At 68.4% G+C, this 23,013-nt stretch carries 24 protein-coding genes and 1 pseudogene; 13 read left to right on the top strand and 12 right to left on the bottom strand.

Translation table 11 applies throughout. The features are described from left to right. Together CY652_RS24620 and CY652_RS21900 are read left to right on the top strand one after the other, a co-directional pair. Positions 1 to 863 (top strand): annotated as a pseudogene (locus CY652_RS24620) (shufflon system plasmid conjugative transfer pilus tip adhesin PilV); the annotation flags it as partial. Positions 864 to 1,183: 320 nt separating this feature from the next. After that, positions 1,184 to 2,767, top strand: coding sequence for a hypothetical protein (locus CY652_RS21900; protein WP_102132822.1), 1,584 nt, complete (start codon positions 1,184 to 1,186; stop codon positions 2,765 to 2,767). A gap of 400 nt (positions 2,768 to 3,167) precedes the next feature. Here CY652_RS21900 and CY652_RS21895 read toward each other — a convergent pair whose 3' ends face one another. The 9 genes from CY652_RS21895 to CY652_RS21855 all read right to left on the bottom strand — a co-directional run bounded on the left by CY652_RS21895 (position 3,168) and on the right by CY652_RS21855 (position 10,212). Beyond that, positions 3,168 to 3,611, bottom strand: a complete 444-nt coding sequence (locus tag CY652_RS21895) for a CesT family type III secretion system chaperone (RefSeq protein ID WP_102132821.1) — start codon at positions 3,609 to 3,611, stop codon at positions 3,168 to 3,170. Positions 3,612 to 3,759: 148 nt separating this feature from the next. Further along, the gene (gene sctT / locus CY652_RS21890; RefSeq protein ID WP_102132820.1) at positions 3,760 to 4,590 is read right to left on the bottom strand and encodes a type III secretion system export apparatus subunit SctT; all 831 of its coding nucleotides are present in this window, start codon (positions 4,588 to 4,590) and stop codon (positions 3,760 to 3,762) included. Next, entirely contained in the window at positions 4,587 to 5,111 is a 525-nt protein-coding gene (locus tag CY652_RS21885) for a type III secretion system protein (RefSeq protein WP_102132819.1), read from the bottom strand. The genes sctT and CY652_RS21885 overlap by 4 nt, the downstream gene beginning before the upstream one ends. Before the next feature lie 13 nt (positions 5,112 to 5,124). Next, positions 5,125 to 6,501 (bottom strand): type III secretion system ATPase SctN, encoded by a 1,377-nt coding sequence (sctN, locus tag CY652_RS21880; RefSeq protein WP_180970726.1) that lies wholly within the window; start codon positions 6,499 to 6,501, stop codon positions 5,125 to 5,127. 8 nt (positions 6,502 to 6,509) lie between these two features. Further along, on the bottom strand, positions 6,510 to 7,658 hold the full coding sequence (gene sctL / locus CY652_RS21875; RefSeq protein ID WP_180970724.1) for a type III secretion system stator protein SctL: 1,149 nt from the start codon (positions 7,656 to 7,658) through the stop codon (positions 6,510 to 6,512). After that, complete coding sequence (locus CY652_RS21870) at positions 7,652 to 8,332, bottom strand: type III secretion protein HrpB4 (RefSeq protein ID WP_180970723.1); 681 nt, start codon at positions 8,330 to 8,332, stop codon at positions 7,652 to 7,654. The genes sctL and CY652_RS21870 overlap by 7 nt, the downstream gene beginning before the upstream one ends. Positions 8,333 to 8,368: 36 nt before the next feature. Beyond that, the gene (sctJ, locus tag CY652_RS21865; protein WP_102132815.1) at positions 8,369 to 9,178 is read right to left on the bottom strand and encodes a type III secretion system inner membrane ring lipoprotein SctJ; all 810 of its coding nucleotides are present in this window, start codon (positions 9,176 to 9,178) and stop codon (positions 8,369 to 8,371) included. A gap of 1 nt (position 9,179) precedes the next feature. After that, positions 9,180 to 9,563 carry a serine kinase gene (locus CY652_RS21860; RefSeq protein ID WP_102132814.1) on the bottom strand — a complete coding sequence of 128 codons (384 nt, stop codon included), beginning with the start codon at positions 9,561 to 9,563 and terminating at the stop codon, positions 9,180 to 9,182. A 64-nt stretch (positions 9,564 to 9,627) separates the two neighbouring features. Further along, complete coding sequence (locus CY652_RS21855; protein WP_102132813.1) at positions 9,628 to 10,212, bottom strand: HrpB1 family type III secretion system apparatus protein; 585 nt, start codon at positions 10,210 to 10,212, stop codon at positions 9,628 to 9,630. A 296-nt stretch (positions 10,213 to 10,508) separates the two neighbouring features. On the opposite strand from CY652_RS21855, the gene sctU reads away from it, so the two are divergent. The 11 genes from sctU (at position 10,509) to CY652_RS21800 (ending at position 20,202) form a co-directional block, all read left to right on the top strand. Further along, entirely contained in the window at positions 10,509 to 11,582 is a 1,074-nt protein-coding gene (sctU, locus tag CY652_RS21850; protein WP_102132812.1) for a type III secretion system export apparatus subunit SctU, read from the top strand. After that, positions 11,579 to 13,567, top strand: a complete 1,989-nt coding sequence (locus CY652_RS21845; protein WP_102132811.1) for an FHIPEP family type III secretion protein — start codon at positions 11,579 to 11,581, stop codon at positions 13,565 to 13,567. The genes sctU and CY652_RS21845 overlap by 4 nt, the downstream gene beginning before the upstream one ends. Before the next feature lie 20 nt (positions 13,568 to 13,587). After that, complete coding sequence (gene sctP, locus CY652_RS21840) at positions 13,588 to 14,394, top strand: type III secretion system protein SctP (RefSeq protein ID WP_102132810.1); 807 nt, start codon at positions 13,588 to 13,590, stop codon at positions 14,392 to 14,394. An 89-nt stretch (positions 14,395 to 14,483) separates the two neighbouring features. Continuing rightward, a complete protein-coding gene (gene sctQ, locus CY652_RS21835; protein WP_102132809.1) occupies positions 14,484 to 15,632 on the top strand; it encodes a type III secretion system cytoplasmic ring protein SctQ in 1,149 nt (382 codons plus the stop codon). Beyond that, positions 15,619 to 16,269, top strand: a complete 651-nt coding sequence (sctR, locus tag CY652_RS21830; protein WP_102132808.1) for a type III secretion system export apparatus subunit SctR — start codon at positions 15,619 to 15,621, stop codon at positions 16,267 to 16,269. The genes sctQ and sctR overlap by 14 nt, the downstream gene beginning before the upstream one ends. Positions 16,270 to 16,308: 39 nt before the next feature. Beyond that, the gene (gene sctS, locus CY652_RS21825) at positions 16,309 to 16,572 is read left to right on the top strand and encodes a type III secretion system export apparatus subunit SctS (RefSeq protein WP_102132807.1); all 264 of its coding nucleotides are present in this window, start codon (positions 16,309 to 16,311) and stop codon (positions 16,570 to 16,572) included. Continuing rightward, positions 16,569 to 17,498, top strand: a complete 930-nt coding sequence (locus CY652_RS21820) for a hypothetical protein (protein ID WP_102132806.1) — start codon at positions 16,569 to 16,571, stop codon at positions 17,496 to 17,498. The genes sctS and CY652_RS21820 overlap by 4 nt, the downstream gene beginning before the upstream one ends. Positions 17,499 to 17,973: 475 nt before the next feature. Next, a complete protein-coding gene (gene hrpD5, locus CY652_RS21815) occupies positions 17,974 to 18,954 on the top strand; it encodes an HrpD5 family protein (RefSeq protein WP_146010183.1) in 981 nt (326 codons plus the stop codon). A gap of 19 nt (positions 18,955 to 18,973) precedes the next feature. After that, entirely contained in the window at positions 18,974 to 19,225 is a 252-nt protein-coding gene (locus CY652_RS21810; protein WP_102132804.1) for a type III secretion system protein, read from the top strand. Positions 19,226 to 19,361: 136 nt separating this feature from the next. Further along, the gene (locus tag CY652_RS21805; protein WP_146010182.1) at positions 19,362 to 19,598 is read left to right on the top strand and encodes a hypothetical protein; all 237 of its coding nucleotides are present in this window, start codon (positions 19,362 to 19,364) and stop codon (positions 19,596 to 19,598) included. Between the two features lie 148 nt (positions 19,599 to 19,746). Further along, positions 19,747 to 20,202, top strand: coding sequence for a CesT family type III secretion system chaperone (locus tag CY652_RS21800; RefSeq protein ID WP_102132802.1), 456 nt, complete (start codon positions 19,747 to 19,749; stop codon positions 20,200 to 20,202). Between the two features lie 15 nt (positions 20,203 to 20,217). Here CY652_RS21800 and CY652_RS21795 read toward each other — a convergent pair whose 3' ends face one another. The 3 genes from CY652_RS21795 to CY652_RS21785 form a co-directional block, all read right to left on the bottom strand. Next, on the bottom strand, positions 20,218 to 20,412 hold the full coding sequence (locus CY652_RS21795) for a hypothetical protein (protein ID WP_102132801.1): 195 nt from the start codon (positions 20,410 to 20,412) through the stop codon (positions 20,218 to 20,220). Between the two features lie 92 nt (positions 20,413 to 20,504). Further along, positions 20,505 to 21,386: an ethanolamine ammonia-lyase subunit EutC gene (gene eutC / locus CY652_RS21790; protein ID WP_102132800.1), complete on the bottom strand. Its 882-nt coding sequence runs from the start codon at positions 21,384 to 21,386 to the stop codon at positions 20,505 to 20,507. A gap of 7 nt (positions 21,387 to 21,393) precedes the next feature. Then, positions 21,394 to 22,785 carry an ethanolamine ammonia-lyase subunit EutB gene (locus tag CY652_RS21785; protein WP_102132799.1) on the bottom strand — a complete coding sequence of 464 codons (1,392 nt, stop codon included), beginning with the start codon at positions 22,783 to 22,785 and terminating at the stop codon, positions 21,394 to 21,396. Between the last annotated feature and the right edge of the window lie 228 nt (positions 22,786 to 23,013).

Below are 23,013 nucleotides of genomic sequence, written 5' to 3'. Positions count from 1 at the left end.
CCGTCGACACCTACGCCGATCTCCCCAGTCCCTCGTCCACGCCCCCGCCCGAAGCCGGCGACGTGGCCGTCACGATGGACACGGGCCGCGCCTTCGTCTGGACCGGCGGCACCTGGCAGGCCCTCGCCGTCGACCAATACGGCAGGATCGATCTCGGCAACAACCAGACGGTGGGCGCCGCGTGCACGGCGGATTCGGCCAGCGAAACGCTGGTGGCGACCGATTCCAGCGGGCAGGTGCTGTCCTGCCAGAACGGGACGTGGCAGACGCAATCGGAAATCGAGCCGGCCGGGCTGAACGACGCGACCGACTGCCAGGTGGTCCTGCCGTCCAGCCAGGACGAAGGCAGCGTAGGCGACTACCCGCTCGGCGCATGCCAGTTGGCGAACGGGGCCGATATCGTGCCGGCCGCCGGCGTCGGCGGCACGACGACCTACTACGACGACTACAATGTCACGCTCACCAAGCCGGGCGTCATCGCGGTTTCCTCGTGGGCGGCACTGGCCGACGGCGTGTGCGAAGCGAACGGCGCGGCGCAGCCGGACAACGAAGCCCAGGTGATCCAGTACGTCGTCATCGCGAACGGCGCGGTCAGCGAGCCGTCGTACCTGAGCTATCCCAGCGTCACCTCGCAGTCGCCGACGCTGGTCCACGATTCGACCGTCATCAACAACACGCTCAACCTGGCCGAGCCGGCGGGCGTCTATACCGTCTCCGTCCAGACGGGCTACGCCACCTACCTGACCGCCGACAACACCACCGGCTTCCCCAATCCCTGGACGCCCAGCTACTGCAATGCCAGCGGCACGTCCGAATACAAAACGCCGGTCGCCGCCGGCCGGACCATCAGCGTCTATTACTGACCGCCCCGTTTTGACTACCCTTTCGCGCCGAACCGGCCGGCGGTTGGGCCTCCGTCCGCCCAGCCGCTTCGAGGCCGTCCCGCTCCCGCCCTCGCGCGATCTCTGCGCCGCGCCTTCGCGCCGTCTCTTCGTTTTCCGCGCGCCGAATTCGCATGGTCGAGCCGGGTGCGCGCCCCGCCCGATATGCTCCGGATGAAAGCCTGCGTCGATCCCGCCACGCTCCCCGCGGCCGTCGGAGCCCAGGCGTTGCGTCCTGACTGACGCTTCGGCCGTCCGCCGTTTCCGGCCGAAGCGCACGAACCGATACACGGAGATTCGCGATGTCCACGACCAACCATTTGTCCGGACTGTCCAGCCGCCCGGTCGAAACCGATGCGCAGACGACACACACCGGCGGCGCCGACGAGGCGCAGCAGCCACGCCCGCGCCCGCAGGCGACCCCAATGTCGTCCGGCCCGTCGCAACTGGGCAAACTCCAGTCCTGGCAACAGGCCGCGGCGCATCCGTCCGGCGGCTGGTCCAGCATTCCCAATTCCGACAATGCCAAACAGCCGTCCAAACCGGGGCGCATCGCACGGCTGACAGCCAATCTGTCCGACTTGAGCAATCCGCTGCGAGGCACCGTGCGCCAGACCGTGCACCAACTTTCCGGTTCGACGCTCAGGGAACTCGCGATGAATCATCCCAACTCGCTGCTCGGACGCGAAGCCAACAAGGAGATCGGCAAGCGCCTGACCGCCGCCGCGCTCCAGCCCTCCGAGGCCGAAATCCATCCGATGGCCGTCGGACAGACCGCATTCCATCATTGGGCGAACAACGTCAAGTCGAGCACGATGCAGCGGTTCGACGAGATGCACCAGTCCGTCGTCCATGCGCTCGGCGGCCATTCGACCTCGGGCGGCTTCGGCCTCCTGGGGAAGGTCAACAAGGCGTTCAACCAGATGCGCTCACACCTGATGAGTTCGCTCGTGCCCGACGCGGAAGGTCTGCCGCCCGTGCCGCTCCAGCACATGCAGCCGCCCATGCCCATGCACGCCGTGCCCGCCATGCCCGCCATGCCCGAGGACGAGTCGCAGACGGCAGCCGCCGAAGCACACGAATCGCACGAACCCCACGAAGCACAGCAATCTCCGGCGCGACCGGCTGCCGCTCATGCTGCCGCGCCGGAAAGACCGGACGAAACGCCCGGGCCGGACGCATCCGGCCAGCCCTGGCATGCCGGACACGCTGGACATGCTGGACAACCGGCCGCCCCCGCGTACGCAAATCAGGCGCCTGCGCTGCTCACCCCGGCTCTCGCCACCAGCGCCCAGATGAAGCTGCAGTCGCAGATGTTCACGCAGAAAATTCAGGCCATCCTCATGAAGGCGCACTTCGAGCTCCTGGAAGCCATCGGCAATGCCATCGCCGGTCACCCGGGCGGCAACAATTCTTCGGCGCACATCGGCGAAATCATGGATCTCGCGAACAACCAGATGTCGCAACAACTGTCGACCATGGCGGCCGGCGGCATGCAGCCGTGGCAGCAGAATCCGGTCGATCCGTTCAACCAGCCGTCGCAGGCAACCGTGCCGGCCGCCCCGGAACCCGGGGCGGAACCGGTCGAAGAGCACACAGCCGCCGTCGGCGGCGAGCAGAAGCCGCAAACGGAACGCGTCGACGGCAGCGCGCCCGGGAAAACCGCCGAGGCCGAGGGCAAGGAAAGCGAAGAGCCGCAGCAGACGGCCGAAAAACACGAGGCGAAGGCCGACGAGAAGCACCCCGCCCAAGCCGTCGCGGACGACGCCAAAAACGAGCCGACCAAAAACAAAATCCCCGTGCTGAAAACGGGCGGCGCGCCGATCGAATTCGATCGTCCCGACGCCACGATGGGCGCCCAGCCGATCGGGATCACCGTCGCCTGAAGCCGCGGTCTAACGGATACGGGGCATCCGCCCCGTCCCCCCCCCCGTCGCGACGTCGTACCGCCCAGCGCCGGTTCGCTTCTCGGGAGGAGAGCCGGGCTGCGGCGACTTTCCTTCGCCTCCCGACCTTTCCCCTGCCGCAGCAATCCGTCCGATCCGGCCAGCGCGTACGCCCATTACGCTCGTCCGTCGTCGACGCGGACGAAAAAAAGCCGACCAGGAAGGTCGGCAAACTTGGGACGCAATCAATCGTCGAATAAGCATGGCGAAGGCCGCCGCGGCGGCCATGAAACCCGTGCCGAGGCGCAGGAAAAACCACCCGACGCCCCGTTCCCAGCCCCCCTGCCGAACCGCCCGCCCGACGACTCCCCGGGGCGCGGCGCAGGCCTTCAGCGCGAAATCAATGCAGCCGCCCCAGCTCCTCGCGCACCGAGGCGACGAGCGCCGCCATCCATTGCAGATGCGCCGCGAGCGTCACGCCGTCGAGCTGCTCGGTGCGCATCGCCTTGAGCAGCAGGATCTGCCCCTGCGCGTCGCGGCCGAACGCGCCGCCGCCGGCCAGCGCGTTGGCGAGATTGATTTCGAACAGGAACTCGATCGCGTGCTGCGAGTGCGCGTCGACGCCGGGCAGCGGAGCGGCGAGCACGACGTCGTTCTCGGAGAATTCGTCGGCATCGCGCAGCGGGATCACCGACACGTTGACTCCGGCCACTTCCACCGAGCGCTCGGCGACCGAGCGCTCCGCGTCCCGCTCCGAGAAGCCGAGACACAACGCTCCGTCGCGCAACAGCCCGTCGAGCAGATTGAACCGGCCGAAAGCGTCGTCGTGCGAACTCGTCATCATTTTCACCGCCCTGTCTTGTTTTAAGGTTAATGGGAAATCAGTCAGACCAGTCTATCGAGTGCCGCCAGGACCCCAGCACAACGAGGCGAACGAATGAGCGAAAAAGAGAAGTTCTGTTACGGTTGCGTTTAGAGCGTCTGCTCGAATTTCACTTCGTCTGCCCGGACTTCGCCGTGCCGGGCGCCATCGCCCTCGCCTCGGCCGACAGCCCCGTGAGCGCCAACTGGTCGCGCACCTGGTCGACGAACACGCCGACGAGCAGCGCCAGCATGAACACGGTCATCATGCCCTTCACCGGCCGGCTCAGCGTCGTCACGTCGAGCTTCTGCGAGACCTTCGCGGCCAGCCCGAAGCCGATGTCGACGAGCAGCAGCGCCATCATCACGGGCGCGGCAAGCTTGGCCACCGTCTGCATCAGCGAGTCGGACTGGTGCAGCACGAACGACTCGATCACGACGGACGGCACGGGCGTCATGCTGTCGAGCGGCCACCAGCGGTAGGAGTCGTAGATCGTGCCGAGCAGGAACGTCATGCCGCCGAGCAGCCAGAACGCGGCGATGGCGAACTGGCTGAGCAGCGTCGAGGTGAGGGTGGCCTGCTGGCCGTCGGTCGGGTTCGTCATCTGGACGTTGTTGTAGCCCGTCAGGTCGTCGATGTAGGTGCCCGCGCTCTCGGCCGCCCAGAACACGGCCGACGCCGCATAGCCGATCACGAGCCCGATCAGGGCCTCCTTCAGGCCCACCTCGACGAGAAACATGCCGTGCATTTCGGGCATGACGGCCTGCTGGCCGTAGGCGACGACCGAGCTCCAGATCGCCGCGAGACCGTTGCGGATCGTCGTGCCCTGTATGACGCTGTCCGAGGTCGGCGGAAAGACGATCATCACGACGAGCAGGCGGATGCTGCACAGGCCGAGCAGCGTCAGGTACTGAACGACGATCTGGTTGAGATTCGGCAGCCCCGAGTAAAGCGCATTCACCGCAGGCTCCGCTGGCTCTCGCCAGCGCCGAACAGTCGCGCGCCGCCGCGCCGGCGGCTTTCCCCCGCTTCCTCGTCCTGCGCTTCGTCGGCCCGCTGCTCGGCAAGCCGGCGCAGCATGACGACGCGCCCGTCGTAGACCTCGATGCGCGACTGGTTGGCCAGAATGGCCTTGCGCATTTTCGCGACTTCGTCCTGCTTGGCGGCCAGCGCGTCGCGCGCCTGCCGCCATTGCGCCTCGAACGCGCCGCAGCGCTCGCCGAGCACGTCGCGGTAGCGCCGGCATTCGTTGAACTCGCGCACCGAGAACGGCACGTCGCCCGTGCGCATCGCGGCGATGCGCGCGTCCTGCGCCTCGAGCTTCGCCGTCTGCGCTGCAAGTTCCGCGCGGCGCGCCGTCTCCTGCTCCTCGAGCCCGGCCTCTTCGGCATTGAGGGCCGAGAGCGACTCGTTCAGCTTGCGGTCGAGCCGCCTGCGCCGCGCGAGCACCACTCCGAACGCTTCCAGACTCCGGTCTTTCATCGGCTGCGGTTCCTTACGAATTCACGATGGCCTGCATCTGCGCGAGCGTCTCGTTGCCGTCGACGAACGCGTCGGTGCGCTGGCCGAGAAACGCGCGGATGGCGTCGATCTTGCGGATCGCCTCGTCGGCGAGCGGGTCGCTGCCCGGCTGGTATTCGCCCACCTGCAGCAGCACCTCGATCTCCTTGTGCCGCGCGAGCAGGCGGCGCAGATGGCCCGCCATGTCCACGTGCTCGCGCGACGTGACCTGCGGCATCACGCGCGAGAGGCTCGCGAGCACGTCGATGGCCGGATAGCGGTTCTGCGCGGCGATCTCGCGCGAGAGGATCATGTGGCCGTCCAGAATGCCGCGCACTTCCTCGGCGACCGGGTCGCCCGACGATTCGTCCTCGGCGAGCACGGTGTAGAGCGCCGTGATCGAGCCGTGCTCCGAGAGCCCGGTGCGCTCGAGCAGGCGCGGCAGCTCGGCGAAGATCGACGGCGGAAAGCCGCGCCGCGTCGGCGGCTCGCCCATCGCGAGGCCGATCTCGCGCTGCGCGCGCGCGAAGCGCGTGAGCGAATCCATCATCAGCAGCACGCGCTGGCCGCGATCGCGGAAGTATTCGGCGACCGAGGTCGCCACGTAGGCCGCCTTGGCGCGCTCGATCGCCGAGCGGTCCGAGGTCGCGCAGACGACGACCGAGCGCGCCATGCCCTCCGGCCCGAGAATCTGCTCGACGAATTCGCGCACTTCGCGCCCGCGCTCGCCGATCAGCGCGATCACGTTGATGTCGCACTGCGCGCCGCGCGCGAACATGCCCATCAGCGTACTTTTGCCGACCCCGGCCGGCGCGAAGATGCCCATGCGCTGGCCCTCGCCGAGCGTCATCATGCCGTCGACGACGCGCACGCCGGTCAGCATCGGCGTGTCGAGCAGCGGGCGGCTCATCGGGTTGGGCGGGTCCGCGAAAATCGGCCGGTAGACGTCGCAGTCGATCGGCCCGAGGCCGTCGATCGGCTCGCCGAGGCTGTCGATGACGCGCCCGAGCAGTCCGTCGCCGACCTTCACCGACAGCGGCCGCTGCAGCCCGATCACCTGGGTGTTGCGCGAGAGGTTCGTCATCTGGCCGAACGGCGAGAGCAGCGCGAACTCGCGCGAGAAGCCCACGACTTCGGCGTATTGCAGCAGCCGGCCCTCGGGCGTGCGCAACTCGCAGAGCTCGCCGAGCTGCGCGTCGAGCCCGGCGGCCCGGATGAGCGTGCCGATCACTTCCTGCACCTTGCCGCGCACCGTCACGCGCGGCGCCGTGCGCAGCTCGCTTTCGAGCGCGTTCGAGAAGCTGGAGAGATCGCGCCAGGTGCCGGCGCTGTCGAGATCCGGGCCGAAATCGAGGCCGTCGTCCGTTTCCATGGCGGTGCTCATGAGCGGGCCTCGTGCAATTCCTGCGGGAACAGGTCGTTCGCCATGGGCGCCGCCGCGTCGGCCAACCCGGCCGCACCCGGCGCCGTCCGCCGGCCGTCGTCCGGCCCCGCCTCACCGGGTTCGTCGGGTTCGCCGATCTCGCCGTCGCAGCGGCCGGCGAACCCGGCAGACGCGCCGGATTCAGCCGCTCCGTCTTCGTCCGGCTCGCCGTCGAGCCGCTCGCGTTCTTCGTGTCCGGCGAACGCGTACTCGCCGCCTTCATCGGCTTCGTCGCCGGCTTCGTCGTCGTATCCGTCGAGCCCGGCGGCCGCTTCGTCGGCGTCCCCGTCGAACGCGTCCGGCGACGCGTCGCGCGGCTCGAACCCGTCGGATTCGCCACCGTCGCCGGCTTGCCCGTCGCCCCCGGTCATCCAGACCTCGTCCATGCGCCCCATCGCCCGGTCCACGGCCACGCGCATCGCGGCGAGCTGGGTGGCGAGGCTCGCGTCGAGCGTCCCGAGATCCGATTCGCACAGGCAGGTGCCGCGCGCCACCGACTTGTCGGCCACGACGGCAAGCCGCACGGGCCGGCCGCGCTCGAGCCACTCCGCCGCGCAGCGGCCGAATTCCCGCGACGCCGCCGCGTGCTCGGCGGGATGGACCCGCACGGTCAGGCCGCTGCTGCCCTCGATTATTCGCTCGACCGCCGGGACGGCCTGCGCGAACAGCGCAGCCGGATCGCCCGCCCCGACGATCTGCTCGACCGCGGCCATGACGAGTTCGGCCAGACGCCTGCGCATCTTCAACTGGAGCGTGCGCTGGTCCGCGGCGAGCTGCGCGCAGCGCTGCTGCCAGTCGGCGACGGCGCGCTGCTCGCCGTCCTCGTAGCCGCGCGCGGCCGCGCCTTCGTATTCCTCCTGCGCGGCGGCACGCAGCGCGGCGGCCGTTTCCCGCGCCTGCGTGACGATGGCCTCGGCCTCGCGCCGCGCTTGCTCGAGCGCCTCGCCGCACTGGCGGCTCGCCTCGTCGTAGGCCTCGTCGATCCCGACGGCCGTCGCGTAGTCCTCGCGGCGCAGCACGTCGCCGTCCTCCAGCCCGACGTCGCGCAGCGGCGCGCCGTCGGCGGAACCGGGAGCAACAGGAGCATTACGCAGCCAGATCACCATGAGGGCTCCACAAGCAGGTTGGGCAGTTGCGCGAGCAACGCCGTACTTTCGTTGCGCGCGGCCGGCGGACCGCCGGCGGCGATCCATGCCGGCACGGCCGCGTCGGCGGGCAGCGCGAGGCGCGCGAGCGCGAGGGGCCCGTGGGCCGGCCAGGCGCGATCGCGCTCGAACAGACAATAACCGCTAAAGGCCAGCGCCTCGGCCGACATTGTGCCGAGTTCCGGCAGCGCTTGCATCCCTGTCGGGGCGCCGAGCGCCTCCTGCGGCAGGCCGCGTAAAACGTTTGCCGCCGAGGGCCCAATCCACGCGGCGAGCTGTTCGCGCCGGCTCCGGTCGATCCAGCGGCGCAGTTCGGCGCGCCGCTCCCACAAGACGCGCAGCCGCAGCACCCACAGCATGCCGGCCATCGGCAGCGTCGCGAGCTCGAGCGCGACGTCGTCGAACGTGTCGAGCGGCGCCGGGGGCTGGCCCAGAACCGCGAGCAGCGCCTCCGCGCAGTCCGCCGCGCGGCCGGGCGGCATGCCGGACAGCGCGCGCAGCGACGGCGCGGCGTCGAACCAGTCCGGGTGAAGCCAGTCGAACAGCGCGCGGCGATTGGCCTGGTACTGGACGAGGGCCGCCGCGACACGTGCCGCCCCGGCATGGACCTGGATAGCGCGCTCGGGGGCGTTCATCGTGCGTTCCTCGTGATCCGCCGTCATCGCCGCCGCTTACACGGCGGGCTTGCCGCGCCGCGCCAGCTTCGCGAAGCTCTCGAAGAGCGCGCCGAAGCCGCCGAGGTTCGCCGAGCTGCGACGCAGCATGATGAAGAGCGCGCCGCCTGCGACGAGGAACGCCGCGAGCGCCGCCCAGACGCCGACCCAGACCACGCCGCTCACGGCCGGCTGGGCGATCGGCGGCGGCAGCTCGGTCGGGTCGGCCGGCACCGAGGTCACGCTGACCTGGTCGTAGGTGAGCCCCTCGACGCTATGCACGACGAGGTTCTTGATCTCGGGCGTGAGCGCCTCGAGATCGGCGTTCGGGCGGTACTTGATGAAGACCGACGCGGAGGACGGCGTGGTGTTCTGCGCGAGCGGGTCGTTGTTCGGCAGCACGATGTGCACGCGGGCCACCACGACGCCGTCGATCTTCGAAAGCGTGTCGGACAGTTCCTGCGAGATGCCGTAGACGAAGCGCACGCGCTCTTCCGTCGGCGTGGAGACGAGCCCGTCCTTCTTGAACAGGTCGCCGAGATCCTCGTACTTGGTTTCCGGCAGGCCGCGCGCGTTGAGCACCTGCATCGCGCGCACCATCTGGCCGCTGTCCACCATGACCGACCAGGTCTTGCCGTCGTCCGGCGTGACCTTCTGCGCGTCGACGCCCTCTTCGAGCAGCGCGACGACCATCTCGTTGCAGTCCTGCTCGGTCAGCTTGCTGTAAAGCTCCTTGTGGCAGGAGGCGAGCAGCACGCAGCAGGCGAGGCCGACCACGAGACGCACGAGCGAAGTACGCCGGTTCCGGAAAAACGTTAGCGGGTTCATGTCACTGGTTCTTCATGAGGGTTTGAACGGCGTTCTTCGAGGACGAGACGACGGCCATTTTCACCTGCATATCGGTGGTCATGCTCGTCATTTCGAACATGACTTCGAGCGACGCGTTGGTGAGCTGCTGCGCCGACATCGACTGGGAATGCTGCATCAGATAGAGCATGTCGTTCGGCATCTGCTCCAGCTCGACGTTCTGCGCGCGGATCGCATGGGAAACGATCGTTTCCGCCGGCGACGACGCCGGTTCCGGACGATGCGGCGTACCGTGCTCGACGAGCGCCTGAAACTTGTCGGCAAGCTGCTGCGTCGCCTGGGTCGGGTTGCTGCCGAGTTCCGGCAACGATGCCGGCAGTTGTATCGACGAAACGGCTAAAGTCATTTCACTCTCCGTTTGGGGCCGCACAGCGCTCCAATGGCCTGTTCGCGCCCCCTGCGGGCGCCTGTCAGATGCGCAACCCGTATCGCATCAGCATGGACGCCGTACTGACCGGCGCGCTCGCGGGCTTCGCCGGCCTCGCCGACAACGCCTGCCCGTCTGCCATGGCCTGCGCGGCGTACACCGACTCGGGCATCGCGAACGCCCCGGTGCTGCGCAGCAGATCGACGGCCTGCGCGAGGTCCGCGCGGGCGATCAGCGACTGGACGATCGTCGTGGCGCTTTCGGGCGCGCCTTCCTGGAGCAGGGCGTCCGCCTCGAAGCGCCACTCCGAATCGCCGCAGTGGTTCATGCAGTAAACCAGCATGCTCCGGCTTTGCGCCACATAGACCGACCGCGCGATGAGCCCGCGGAACATGTCGATCGCATCGCGCCAGTTTTTTCGCGCAACTTGCAGGAGCGCGTCGAAGAAACCGAGCTCGGCGCAGTGCGGACGCAGCGCGTGCAGCGCCTCGACCAGTTGCTCGACGAGATCCGGATCGATGGCGTGGCCGACCGGGGACCGGGCCCTCAGCGCCACGCTAACGATCTCGACCAGGCCGTCGACAACCTCCTTGGGGCAGGCCTGATAGGTTTTTTGCAGGTCCGTCATGTCAATTTCCTCACGAAGTGATGGAGTTGAAACCGTCTTTGATCGTCAAGTTATCAAACGCGACCGGCCGGACTCCCCCCAAACGCGAAGTCAGACGCGTTTTTGCGAAGCGTTTGCGAGGCCGGCGGCCGGGCGCCGAACCCCCGGTCGCCGGACGACCCGGCCGGCCCCGCCCGCGCTTCGCTTTTTCCCGTGCGCCTTCGCATCCGCGCGGTACGGGAGCGCAAACGGCCGGTATCTTGCATAGGAACCGCTCCGGCAATCGTGTCCGGGGCTCACGTCTGGCGAGGCACGGCATGGCCGAGGAAAAAACCGAAGAGCCCACCTCCAAAAAACTGGAGAAGGTGCGCGAAGAAGGCCAGGTAGCGAAAAGCACCGACATGGTGGAGTTCGCCTGCCTTGCGGCGATGCTGCTCGCCCTCTACGCCGGCGGGCACTACCTGGCCGACACGATGCGGGCCGACGTGATCGACGCGCTCGACTTCGTCTCCTCGGACGACCATTCGGTCCAGGCGCTGCTCGCGACGGCCGGGAAAATGGGCCGCGCCGCGCTCGGCGTCATGCTGCCGGTCTCGATCCTCGGCGTGGTGGCCGCGCTCGTCGCGCTCGCGCCGCAGACCGGCCTGAAACTCTCGATGAAGGCGATCAACCCGAAATTCGACGCGGTGAACCCGGGCAACGGAATCAAGCGCATCTTCTCGATGAAGTCGCTGCTCGAACTCGTGAAGATGATCGTCAAGGCGGCCGTCCTGTTCGCCGTCATGTGGAAGACGATCGAGTGGCTGCTGCCGCTCGTCGCGAGCTCGCTCTACCAGCCGCTGCCGCTGCTCTCGGCCATGCTCTGGTCGGTCTTCCTCAAGCAGCTCACGGTCGCCGTGGGCATCTACCTCGTGATCGCCGCGGTGGACTACCGGCTCCAGGCCTGGATGTTCATCCGGCAGAACCGGATGACGAAGGACGAGGTCAAGCGCGAACGCAAGGACCAGGACGGCGACCCGATGGTGAAGGGCGAGCGGCGCCGGCTCGCGCGCCAGTTCGCCATGGAGCAGCCGGCCAAGGCCCGGCTCGCGCGCGCGAACATGCTGGTCGTCAATCCGACCCACTACGCGGTGGCGGTGCGCTACAAGCCCGATGAATTCCCGCTGCCCGTCGTCCTCGCGAAAGGCGTGGACGACGAGGCCCTGATGCTGCGCCGCCTCGCCTTCGACATGGGCGTGCCGATCGTCGCCAATCCGCCGGTGGCCCGCGCGCTGCACAACGTGCCCGAGGACGAAGCGATTCCCGAAGAGTTGTTTGAAGTCGTCGCCGCCATCCTGCGCTGGGTCGACAGCGTGGGCGCGCGGCGCGCCCCCGAGGAGCTTGCATCATGATGAAAACCCTCCGCCTGCCCGCCAGCGGCGAAGTCGGCATCGCGGCACTGATCGTCGCAATCGTCTCCCTGATGATCCTGCCGCTGCCGCCGGAGCTGATCGACGGCCTGCTGGCCATCAACATCTGCATCAGCGTCACGCTGCTGATGGTGACGCTCTACATCAGCGACATTTCCGCGCTCTCGGCGTTTCCGTCGCTGCTGCTGTTCACGACGCTCTACCGGCTCTCGCTGAACATCGCCTCGACCAAGTCGATCCTGCTGCACGCCGACGCCGGCCACATCATCGAGAGCTTCGGCGAGCTCGTCGTGGGCGGCAACCTCGTCGTCGGCCTCGTCGTGTTCGTCATCATCGCGACGGTCCAGTTCATCGTGATCGCGAAAGGCTCGGAGCGCGTGGCCGAAGTGGGCGCCCGCTTCACGCTCGACGCGCTGCCCGGCAAGCAGATGAGCATCGACGCCGACCTGCGCGCGAACATCATCACGCCCGAGGAAGCGCGCCGGAAGCGCTCCAAGCTCGCGCTCGAAAGCCAGTTGCACGGCGGCATGGACGGCGCGATGAAGTTCGTCAAGGGCGACGCGATCGCGGGCCTCATCATCACGCTCGTCAACATCGTCGCCGGGATCGCGGTCGGCATTGCCTACCACGGCATGTCGGCGGGCGACGCGGCGAACCGCTTCTCGATCCTCTCAGTCGGCGACGCGATGGTCTCGCAAATCCCGTCACTGCTCATCTCGGTCGCCGCCGGCGTCCTGATCACGCGCGTGGCCGAGGATAACGACCACGACGAAAAGCGCTCGCTCGGCGACGAGATCAGCCGCCAGCTCGGCGGCAACGCGCGCGCGCTCTACTGCGCGAGCCTGCTGCTGCTCGGCTTCGCGGCCGTGCCGGGCTTCCCGGCGCCGCTCTTCGTGCTGCTCTCCGGCACGCTCGGCTTCGTCGGCTACCGGCTCAGCCGCAACCAGCGCGCGAAGGACGACCAGGCGAGCGGCAAGAAGGTGAGCTCGCTGCAGCGCGCGGGCGCCAAGGGCGACGCGCCGTCGATCCTGCCGCGCACGCCGCAGTTCTCGAGCCCCGTCGGCGTGCGGCTGGCCGCCGAGCTCGTCGCGAAGCTCGACGTGGAGAAACTGGACCGCGCGTTCGACGCCGAGCGCGCGAAGCTGCAGGCGGAAATCGGCCTGCCGTTCCCCGGCATCGCGATGTGGAGCAGCGCCGAGCCGGTGACGGGCGACTACGAAATCCTGATCTACGACGTGCCGTACGCGGGCACGGGCATCGCGGCAGCCGGCGGCGAAGCGGCCAGGGACGGCGAAGACGCGGACAAGGCGGCGGCCGGCGCGCAGGCCACCGCGACCGAAGAGATCGTCGCCCGCGAAACGATCGCGCTCCTGCGCCGGCACGCGCACCTGTTCCTCGGCATCCAGGAAACGCAGTGGATTCTCGACCAGCTCGGCACCGACTATCCGGGTCTCGTCGCCGAAGTCCAGAAGGCGCTGCCGCTGCAGCGGATCGCCGACGTGCTGCGCCGGCTGCTCGAGGAAAGCATCTCGATCCGCAATGCCCGCAGCATCATGGAAAGCCTGATCGTCTGGGGGCCGAAGGAAAAGGACATGCTGATGCTGACCGAGTACGTGCGCTGCGACCTGTCGCGCTTCATCGCGCACCGGGCCACGGGCGGCTCGCAGCGGCTCTCGGCGGTGCTGCTCGACCGCGACGTCGAGCAGCGCATCCGCCAGTCCATCAAGCAGACGCCGACGGGCAACTTCCTCGCCCTGCCGCCCGACGAGATGGCCTACCTCGTGGAACGCGTCACCGAGCTCGTCGGCGCGGTGCCGCGCGAGGGCGTGGCCGCGGTCGCGTCGATGGACATCCGCCGCTACGTGCGGCGCATGGTCGAGGCGCGCATCCACTGGCTGCCCGTGTACTCGTACCAGGAGCTCGGCGAGCAGGTCGAACTCCAGCCGATCGGCGAACTGTCGTTCTAACCCTGTGAGGAGACGCGAACATGAGCCATACGACCTCGATCCAGGTTCGCGTCGCCGCGCCGACGCAGCCGGCCCATGAGGACCATCACCAGCCCGCGCCCGCCGCCCGCCGCGACCGGCTCGGCAGCCAGTACGCGGCGCTCGTGAAGCGCCGCCGCACGGACGCGACCGACGACGAGACCGCCTGGATCGAAGACCAGGAAGAAGAAGCGCCCGCGCTCGACCCTCTCGCGGACAGCGCGCCCCAGAACGAAGACGAGGCGCCCGACGAGCGGGTCGCCGAGCTGGCCGCCGAATGGGCCGACGACGCTGCCGGCGCGCAGCAGACCGACGTTCAGCCGGACGACGACGCCCAACCCGACAACGCGTCGACCACGGCCGACGACGTCCGCGCCGCGCGCCGCCGTTCCGTTTCCGCCGTCGGCGCGGCGGGCGCCGGCGGCAGCAGGCAAAAAGCCGAGGCCCCCACGGCGGACCGGGTCGAGGCGGCCGGCGCGAGCGCGGGCCCGGCGCCGCTGAGCCAGGAGCAGGTGCAGTTCGCCCACCTGGCCGAATTCCTGCTCGGCCGCGTCGCGGATTTCTGTTCCGATCCCTCCGTGCTCTCGCGCGGCCATTGGCACCTCCAGGTGCCGATCGACCCCGCCCTGATGCCCGGCTGCACCCTGCACCTCACGCTTTCGCATTTCGATTTGAGGCTTCGCTTCGATACCAGTGACGCCATGTCGAAGCAGTTAATCTCCCAACATAGTGACATTCTCGTGAAACGGCTGGATGCGTTGCTGAGACAGTACGGCTCGCCCCGGGAGATCGAGATCGTTACATGGTGATGCGCAATACTGCGCATCGGGGCGGAGCGGCGCCGGATCCGGGCCTGCCGCCGCCTCTACATATATAGACCGAACCGATACACGACGACATGGAAAGCGCCACCTGCACCTTGCCTCTCGCGCCTTCGCCCGGCCCGGACCCGGCGTCCGTCAGGCCCCTCGCGACGGAACACGCCGCGCTGCTGCCGGCCGTCGCGCCCGACACCGCGCGACTCGCCCGCCTGCTTGCCGACAAGCGCCTGAGCGCGCTGCTCATGCTGGCGTTCGACGCTTCCGGCTGGTCGGTCGGCCGCGCGACCGACTTCGAGGCGCAAACGCCCGGCCTGATCGAATGGCGGCGCGGCGGCGAGCGCGCGGCGGTCGTCGTCGATCTCGCCCGCTATCCCGCACTCGCCAGCACGGCCACGGCGCACGACGCGCCGCCCCAGGGCGAGGCGGACGCCGTGCTGCGCTCGGCCGTCGCGTCGATTCTGCTGGACCCGGTCTGCGAAGCGCTCGACACCCTCGGCATCGACCGCGTGAAGGTCGCGGCGCTCCAGCGCCAGCCGGTGACGGACGAAATCCGCGCCGGCTACCGCATCGCGTTCAAAATCGGCGAGCGGCCGGTCGAGTTCGTGCTCGGCGAGATCGGCGAGGGCTGGCTCGCGAAGCTGGAGCAGCTCGTCGCCGCCCAGTGCATGCCGTTCACCACGCAGGTGAGCCAGCTCACGGTGCCGGGCCGCCTGCAGATCGGCGAGAAGGTCATGAGCGTGAACACGCTGCGCTCGCTGCGGCCCGGCGACGTCATCCTGCGCGCGGTCCAGCCGGCCGTCGCCGCCCTCTTCGCCGAACCGGCCGAGCCGGCCGCGGCATCCGTGATCTGGGGCAGCCCCGGCACGCGCCAGCTCTGGTGCGCGGCCCGGATCGACCCGGATCGACTGACCCTTACTGGAGACCCTTACATGGCTTACGAAACCCACTTCCAGGATTCGCCGATCTCCGACGCCGCCAGCACGCCCGTCGAAATCAGCAATCTGGACCTGCCCATCAAGGTCGAAATCGACACGGTCTCGCTGCCGGTCGCGCAACTGTCCGCCCTGCGCCCCGGGTACGTGCTCGAATTGCCGGTGCCGCTGCGCGAGGCACGCATCCGTCTGGTATCGTACGGTCAAACGGTCGGCTTCGGCGAGCTCGTCGCGGTCGGCGACCATATCGGGGTGCGTGTCCTGCAGATGTCGAGCCAAAGTGATCCAGTTTAATGACGTTACCGGCCTGCTGATCGCGGTCGTCGCGATCAGCCTGATTCCGTTCGTGGCGATGGTCGTCACGTCCTACGCGAAGATCGTGGTGGTGCTCGGCCTGCTGCGCAACGCGCTCGGCGTCCAGCAGGTGCCGCCCAACATGGTGCTCAACGGCATCGCCATTCTCGTGAGCGTCTACGTGATGGCGCCGATCGGCATGACGGCGATGCAGGCGATGGAACACCACTCGCCGTCGACGGATTCGTCGCAAACGATGATGGACGTGTTCGGGGCGGCGAAGGAGCCGTTCCGGCAATTCCTCGAGCGCCACACGCACGAGCGCGAGAAGCGCTTCTTCCTGCTCTCGGCGTCGGCGATCTGGCCGAAACAGATGGCGAGCCAGTTGCAGGAAAACGACCTCATCGTGCTGGCGCCGGCGTTCACGTTGACGGAAATGACCGACGCGTTCAAGATCGGCTTTCTGCTCTACATCGCGTTCATCGTCGTCGACCTCGTGATCGCGAACGTGCTGATGGCGATGGGCCTGAACCAGGTGCAGCCGACCAACGTGGCGATCCCGTTCAAGCTGCTGCTCTTCGTCGTCATGGACGGCTGGTCCACGCTGATCCACGGCCTCGTGATGACGTACCGATAGCCCCCCCCGATAGCACCGATAGCGACCGAATTTCCCGCCATGGAAACCGAAGACCTCGTCCGCCTCACGACCGAAGGCCTGCTCCTGTGCCTGTACATCTCGCTGCCGGTCGTGGTGGTGTCGGCGCTCGCGGGGTTGCTCGTCTCGTTCCTGCAGGCGGTCACGTCGATGCAGGACCAGAGCATTTCGTTCGGCGTGAAGCTCGTCGCCGTGACCGTCACGGTCGTCATCGTGGCGCCGTGGGCCTGCGCCTCGCTGCTGCGGTTCGGCAACGAGCTCATTTCGATCGCGATACCGTCGTGAACCGTATCCGTTCGAACCAGGGTCCCCAGGGCGCCGAGTCGCTGCAGGAGCAGCAGCACGTCGAGCACGCCCGCAACGAGGCGACTCATCAGGCGGGACACACCCACAAGACTCGGCAGCACAAGGTCACCTTCTACCGCAAGAAGACGCGCTTCGCCCATGCGAGAAAGACCGGGGGCGGCAACAAGTCGAGCCATTTGCTCAAGTCGCTGAAGCCGCGCACGCACGGCGCGGATTCGCACGCCAAAACCGGCAAGGCCCCGGCGAAACATGCGGGCGAAGGCGACGAGCACGGCCGGCGCGTGAAACGCTTCGAAGGCGACGGTCGGCAGCAGCACGGACGGGGCGGCCGGGGCGACCACGAGGACGAGCACGAGAGCCCGCGGCAAAAGCTTTCGGCCCGGCCGGGCAAACCCGGCAAGAGCCAGCCGGTGCCGGACGGACTGCAGGCGCTCGCCGCCCAGTTCGCCGACGACCCGGCGAAGCTCGAGCGCAGCGTGTTCGAGCAATGGGCGAAACTCGCCACCGAGATCGCCCGCAAGCTGCCGGGCGACCCGGCGATGCCCGTCACGACCGCCGTGCTCGGCAATACGCTCGACCTGCTCCAGACGCGGCAGCATTTCAAGCTGCTCAATCCGGTCGACGAAGACGGCCTCGAACGCGTTCGCGCGCGCCTCGTCGAAGCGTTCCCCAACGGCATTCCGCATCCCGACGGCGGAAAACCGGACCCGCGCGCCCAGCGTTTCAACCTGCTGCTGCCGCTCCTCGTCCTGATCGGCACGCGGCCGGCCAGGCTTTCGCAACTCGGTGGCTCGATCGCGCGCGTGGGCAGCCTGTACAGGGCTCGGGGCGCGAGCAAAACCGCCGGCGCCTCCTGGCCGGCGGTTTCGGTCCGAGCCAAAGCGGACGACTCCAAGGCCGGATAAACCCGCCCTCACGGCGAACCCACGCGCTCCTCCGGCCTGCGCCCGGCCACGCGCCATCGACGATGGCAAATTCCGAACATCAAGCGTGAAGCAGTGCCTCGGGCAGTCAGCCCGTCATGCCGCTTCGCGCGCCCTGCCCGCTTTCTACTCTTCGCCCGCTTCCCGCCCCGCACTTCTTCGCTTTTTGCCCTTCGCTTTTTGCCCTTCGCTTTCGCCTCCTCGCGCAACCGCGAACCCGGCGCCCGCGTTATCGGCCCGGCGCATCGGGCTGAGCGCTCCGCCGGGCGGCCCTTCGCCGGATTCCCGCAGCCTCGGCAAGACAGAACAGGCCAGGCCGCCCGATGCGCGACACACGCGCAAACCATTGCGCGTTACTTCGCAAAAGACCCAATCGGTTCGCACTTTTACATTCTTTGACAGAGGAAATCTCTAGACTCAATTCATCGAACAAGCGGTACCCAACAAGGTGAATCTCATGAAATCCTTACGCTTGCTGACTGGCACACACGCTGGAGCGCAGATCCCGCTCGCGGCCGGCACCTACCGGGTAGGCGCGGCGGAAAACAGCGACATCTGCATCACCGACTGGGCGGGCCCGGCCCTCTCGATCGAGGTCGACGAAACCGGCATCGTCACCGCCCGCGAATGCGGCGAGGGCGAACAGCAGGGCGTCGCCGTGCTGATCCAGGACTTCGTCGCCGCGCCCTTCGGCAGCATCATCCTCTGCGTCGGCCCGCAGGACGCGCAGTGGCCGAGCGACGTCGAGCTGCTCTCGGGACTGTGGACGAAGAAGCCGGACACGCAGGCCGCGAAGCACCGGGACACGAGCCAGCGGCGCACGGCGCAGCTCACGGGCCTCGCGCTCGCGGGCACGATGGTCGGCTCGCTGCTGGTCGCCGGCGTGATGCTGTTCGGCACGCAGGAGAGCCAGGCCATCAGCACCGCGCCGAATACGGACGCGCTGGCCGCGAACGTCTCGGACACGCTGCACGGCATGGGCCTGACCGGCCTCACCGCCGTGCCGCGCGGCAACACGATCGTCGTGCAGGGCATGGTGTCGAGCCCGGCCGACGACGTCGCCGCCCGCACCACGCTCGGCCGCTACGCATCGAACCAGATCGACCAGCAGTACGACGTCGCGTCCGACGACGCGCGCAGCATCCAGGAATCGCTCGCGATCGACAGCGCCCGCGTGGCCTACCTCGGCAACGGCGCGTTCCGCATCAGCGGCACGGTGCCCTCGCTCTCGCAGTTCCACGAGGCGCTCTCCCGCGTGCGCAAGGATCTCGACGCGAACGTGAAGCGCATCGACGTGGCGGTCAAGGAATCGTCGCCGGCGCAGCAGATCGCCAGCACCGACTACTCGGAAATGATGTCGATCGGCGACGTGCGCTACATCGAAACGCCCGACGGCGTGAAGCACCTGTACCCGGCCGGCGGCCGGACGACGAACTGATCTCGACAAAGGAGTCGCCATGTACGAATTGCTCGCCCCCGTTGCAAAAGATATGGACCAGCTCGAAGCCACGCTCGCGGCGCCCGACAGCGCGGAGCGCGTGCGAAAGATCGGCGCCGCGCTCGAGGCGACGGCCGGCCGCGTGAGCGACGCCACGCAGTTGGTCGGCACCGACGAGGAACGCCTCGCGTTGCAGAAGATTTATCGCGGAGTCGTCGCCGCGCGCAGCATCGTGCTGAACCTGCACGAGCTCAGGCAGGAGCGCCACTGAGCAATCTGGATTAAACCGGGCGGACATCTCAGGGAGGTCCATCACAGTTCCGGAAGCAGTGATGAAAGCAGTAACCTTGGTTTGCGTTTTTTCGTGCAGTTTTTTTCCTGTTTAATTTTTTTCTTTGGAGATTATCATGGCAGGACTTCTTGGCAGTATCGGTAGTGCCGCGTCGGACGCAACCGGCCTCGCAAGCCTCACGAGCCAGGCGACCTCGTCGCTCGGAACCGAGCAGGCCGAAACCAACATCGGCATCCAGACCATGGCTGCGCAAACGCAGATGGGCCTGGAAACCAACATCGCTTCGGGCCTCGACAAGCAGCTTCAGGACCTGGGCTCGGACATCAAGAGCACGGCCGGTACGGGTAGCTGATCGCCGACGACCGACTGTCCGCTTCGCCGCGGACGCAGTACCCGCGCATGGGGTGCGGGACCACGGGCCACTCGATGGCCGCGGTCCGCGCGCCCTGTGTCTTTTTCCGAACCGGCTTTCGATTGCCCTCTTTCCCAGGACGACGCGCATGAGTCTGGAACGTTATACGGAAGTCGTCAGAGACCTCTGCCAGGCTGTCGATCTGCCCGATCCCGACTACGTGCTCGAGACGCGGACCATCGAAGTGGAAGGCTTCGACGTCCATCTCGACTACTTCGAGAACGATCTCGACGCGCTCTACGTGACCTTCCATTACGGCACGGTGACGGCCGGCCGCACGCTGACGGTGTTCCGGCTGATGCTCGAGGCCAACCTGCTCATCTACGCACAGGACCAGGCGCAGCTCGGACTGGACGCCGACACCGGCGGCATCGTGCTCATCATCCGGCTGCCGTTCTCGCCCGACCTCGACGGCCCGATGGTCGCCGACCTGCTCGCGCACTACGCCGAGCACGGCCGCTACTGGCGCAACGACATCATCGAGGCGACCGACGAGATGTTCGACGGCCTCGTCTCCGGCGAATATTTCTGGCTGCGCGCCTGACGCGCGCCGCGCCGCCTACGGCAGCGGCCGCCCCTCGATCTGCTCGTAGACGACCGAGCCGTCGGCGGCCTCGAGGCGCTCGACATAATTGCGCGCGCCGCACAACGGGCAGCGAAACAGCAGCCCCTGCCCCTCGTTGCGAATCGACACCTCGTTCGGCTCCCATTGCGTGCCGCAAGACTGGTTGCGGCAGATGAACGTGCTGGCCATACTGATTTTCCTGACGATAACGGTGCGAGATTAGAGCACGTCCGGCGGCGGCCCGCGCAACGGCGCGTCTCGAACCCTCGAGCCGGGGGCCCTCAAGCGGCGGCGCCCGGTTCGCCGGGCCCGGCGATGCCGGGCGCCGGCGCTTGAACGTCCGCTTCAACATCGGCTTCGCCGCCCGATTCAACACCCGCCCCACCGCCCATTTCGCCGCCCGTTGCCCCGCCCGGCAGCGCGGCGTCGCTGTCGTCCTTGAGGCTCACGCCCGTCAGCCCGAGCCGGCGCGCCTGCCCGAGCAGATAGTGCAGGCGATGCGCCGCCGCGGCATAGACGAGCCCTTCGGGCCGCACGTTCGAAACGCAGTTGCGCTCGGCGTCGGTGCGTCCCGCGCGCGGCGCCCAGGTCAGGTAGACGCCGAGACTGTCCGGCGAGCTGAGGCCGGGCCGCTCGCCGACGAGCACCGCGACGCAGCGGGCGCGCAGCAGCTCGCCGATCTCGTCGCCGAGCGCGACGCGGGCCTGCCGTGCCACGACCACCGGCCCGATGCGCCAGCCCGCGAGCTTCGGCACCAGCGTCTCGAGCAGCGGCAGCGCGTGGCGCGCCGCCGCGAGCGCGGATAGCCCGTCGGCAACCACGAAGACGAGATCGGGCGCATCGCCCCCGGCAGACGCGCCGCGCAGCCGCTCGCGACTTGCGTCGGCGAGCTGGCGGCCCAGGTCCGGCCGCCGCAGGTAATGCGCGCGGTCCGGCGCGGCGCTGTGCGCGTCGAGCGACGCCCATCCCCGCGCGTTCAGCGCCGCATGCAGCGCGGCGGCGTCGAGCGGCCGATGCACGGCGTCGCGCGCCTGCGCGTGGGCCAGATTGAACGCGAGCAGCGGCGCGGTCGGCAGGCCGCTGCCGGCGCGTCCGAGCGCGATGCGCGCCGGCGTGAACCGCCGCAGCGCCTGCCACGGGTTCGGTTCGAGAAAGTCGTTCATGGTCCGCTCACGTCGTGGTGTCCATCCATGCGCCGGCGCCCGCGAGCAGCGGCTGACGCGCCGAGGCCGGCAGCAGCGCGCCGCGCGCGTCGGCGATCTGCATCGACGCGAGCCACGCCTCGAACTCGGGCGCGCGCCGCAGGCCCAGCACCTCGCGCACGTACAGCACGTCGTGGAACGACGTGCTCTGGTAATTGAGCATCACGTCGTCGGCGCCCGGCACGCCCATGACGAAGTTGACGCCGGCCACGCCGAGCAGCGTGAGCAGGTTGTCCACGTCGTTCTGGTCGGCCTCGGCGTGGTTCGTATAGCAGATGTCGCAACCCATCGGCACGCCGAGCAGCTTGCCGCAGAAGTGGTCTTCGAGGCCCGCGCGCGCGATCTGCCGGCCGTCGTAGAGATACTCCGGCCCGATGAAGCCGACCACGGTGTTGACGAGGAGCGGTTCGAACCGGCGCGCGACCGCGTAGGCGCGCGCCTCGCAGGTCTGCTGGTCGACGCCGTGATGCGCGTTGGCCGAGAGCGCGCTGCCCTGGCCGGTCTCGAAGTACATCACGTTCTCGCCGACGGTGCCGCGCTTGAGCGAGCGCGCCGCCTCGCGCGCCTCGTCGAGCAGCGCGAGCGACACGCCGAAGCTCGCGTTGGCCGCCTCGGTGCCCGCGATCGACTGGAACACGAGGTCCACGGGCGCGCCCGCCTCGATCGCCGCGATCGTGTTCGTCACGTGGGTCAGCACGCACGACTGCGTCGGCACCGCGTAGCGCTCGCGCAGCTCGTCCATCATCGCGAGCAGCGCCGCGACGGCGGCCGGGCTGTCGCCGGCCGGATTGATGCCGATGACGGCGTCGCCGCAGCCGTACATCAGCCCGTCGAGAATCGAGGCCGCGATGCCCTTCGCGTCGTCGGTCGGATGGTTCGGCTGCAGGCGCGCCGAGAGATGCCCCGGCAAACCGATCGTGTTGCGAAAGCGCGTGACGACGGGGCGCTTCTTCGCCACCGCGATCAGGTCCTGGTTGCGCATGAGCTTCGAGACGGCGGCGACCATCTCCGGCGTGAGGCCGTCGGTGACGCGCACGAGCGCGTCGGTGCCCGCCGCGAGCAGCCAGTCGCGCAGGTCGCCGACGGCGAGATGCGCGATCTCCGCGAACGCCTGCGGCGAGTGGCCGTCGACGATCAGCCGGGTGACTTCGTCGCGCTCATAGGGAATCACCGCCTCGTTCAGAAACGCGCGCAGCGGCACCTTCGCGAGCGCCATCTGCGCGGCGACGCGCTCCTCCTCGCTGTCGGCCGCGAGGCCCGCGAGCTGGTCGCCCGAACGCGGCGGACCCGCCTTCGCGAGCAGCGTCTTCAACGCGTCGAAGCGGTAGCGGTGCGTGCCGATCGTCTCGGTGTAGCTCATCGTCGTGCCTCCCGAACCTCCGTTGCGCGCCGCCGACGACGATCGCGCCCACGCGGCGGCGCCGGACGCGGCGCAAACCCGGTGCCCGCCCGGCTTGCGTCGATGGTACGGGGACATAAATCCGGCCGCCATCGCGCCGGCCCGGCGACGGCCGGGAATGAACGGGATATGACCCGGACGTGACCCGGACATGACCGACGGCCGGATAACGGGCTAATCGGCCGGGTC

Origin of the sequence: Burkholderia sp. WAC0059 (assembly GCF_002870125.1) — a bacterium.
Lineage (GTDB): Bacteria > Pseudomonadota > Gammaproteobacteria > Burkholderiales > Burkholderiaceae > Paraburkholderia.
The sequence above is the reverse complement of the archived record's forward strand: the minus strand, read 5'-3'. Positions and strand labels throughout refer to the sequence as shown.

Bases quoted from the DNA above. Each gene is read 5' to 3' on its own strand.
- CY652_RS21900 (WP_102132822.1), top strand. From the start codon at position 1,184: ATGTCCACGACCAACCATTTGTCCGGACTGTCCAGCCGCCCGGTCGAA.
- CY652_RS21895 (WP_102132821.1), bottom strand. From the start codon at position 3,611: ATGATGACGAGTTCGCACGACGACGCTTTCGGCCGGTTCAATCTGCTC.
- CY652_RS21885 (WP_102132819.1), bottom strand. From the start codon at position 5,111: ATGAAAGACCGGAGTCTGGAAGCGTTCGGAGTGGTGCTCGCGCGGCGC.
- sctN (WP_180970726.1), bottom strand. From the start codon at position 6,501: ATGGAAACGGACGACGGCCTCGATTTCGGCCCGGATCTCGACAGCGCC.
- sctL (WP_180970724.1), bottom strand. From the start codon at position 7,658: ATGGTGATCTGGCTGCGTAATGCTCCTGTTGCTCCCGGTTCCGCCGAC.
- CY652_RS21870 (WP_180970723.1), bottom strand. From the start codon at position 8,332: ATGAACGCCCCCGAGCGCGCTATCCAGGTCCATGCCGGGGCGGCACGT.
- sctJ (WP_102132815.1), bottom strand. From the start codon at position 9,178: ATGAACCCGCTAACGTTTTTCCGGAACCGGCGTACTTCGCTCGTGCGT.
- CY652_RS21860 (WP_102132814.1), bottom strand. From the start codon at position 9,563: ATGACTTTAGCCGTTTCGTCGATACAACTGCCGGCATCGTTGCCGGAA.
- CY652_RS21855 (WP_102132813.1), bottom strand. From the start codon at position 10,212: ATGACGGACCTGCAAAAAACCTATCAGGCCTGCCCCAAGGAGGTTGTC.
- sctU (WP_102132812.1), top strand. From the start codon at position 10,509: ATGGCCGAGGAAAAAACCGAAGAGCCCACCTCCAAAAAACTGGAGAAG.
- CY652_RS21845 (WP_102132811.1), top strand. From the start codon at position 11,579: ATGATGAAAACCCTCCGCCTGCCCGCCAGCGGCGAAGTCGGCATCGCG.
- sctP (WP_102132810.1), top strand. From the start codon at position 13,588: ATGAGCCATACGACCTCGATCCAGGTTCGCGTCGCCGCGCCGACGCAG.
- sctQ (WP_102132809.1), top strand. From the start codon at position 14,484: ATGGAAAGCGCCACCTGCACCTTGCCTCTCGCGCCTTCGCCCGGCCCG.
- sctS (WP_102132807.1), top strand. From the start codon at position 16,309: ATGGAAACCGAAGACCTCGTCCGCCTCACGACCGAAGGCCTGCTCCTG.
- hrpD5 (WP_146010183.1), top strand. From the start codon at position 17,974: ATGAAATCCTTACGCTTGCTGACTGGCACACACGCTGGAGCGCAGATC.
- CY652_RS21810 (WP_102132804.1), top strand. From the start codon at position 18,974: ATGTACGAATTGCTCGCCCCCGTTGCAAAAGATATGGACCAGCTCGAA.
- CY652_RS21805 (WP_146010182.1), top strand. From the start codon at position 19,362: ATGGCAGGACTTCTTGGCAGTATCGGTAGTGCCGCGTCGGACGCAACC.
- CY652_RS21800 (WP_102132802.1), top strand. From the start codon at position 19,747: ATGAGTCTGGAACGTTATACGGAAGTCGTCAGAGACCTCTGCCAGGCT.
- CY652_RS21795 (WP_102132801.1), bottom strand. From the start codon at position 20,412: ATGGCCAGCACGTTCATCTGCCGCAACCAGTCTTGCGGCACGCAATGG.
- eutC (WP_102132800.1), bottom strand. From the start codon at position 21,386: ATGAACGACTTTCTCGAACCGAACCCGTGGCAGGCGCTGCGGCGGTTC.
- CY652_RS21785 (WP_102132799.1), bottom strand. From the start codon at position 22,785: ATGAGCTACACCGAGACGATCGGCACGCACCGCTACCGCTTCGACGCG.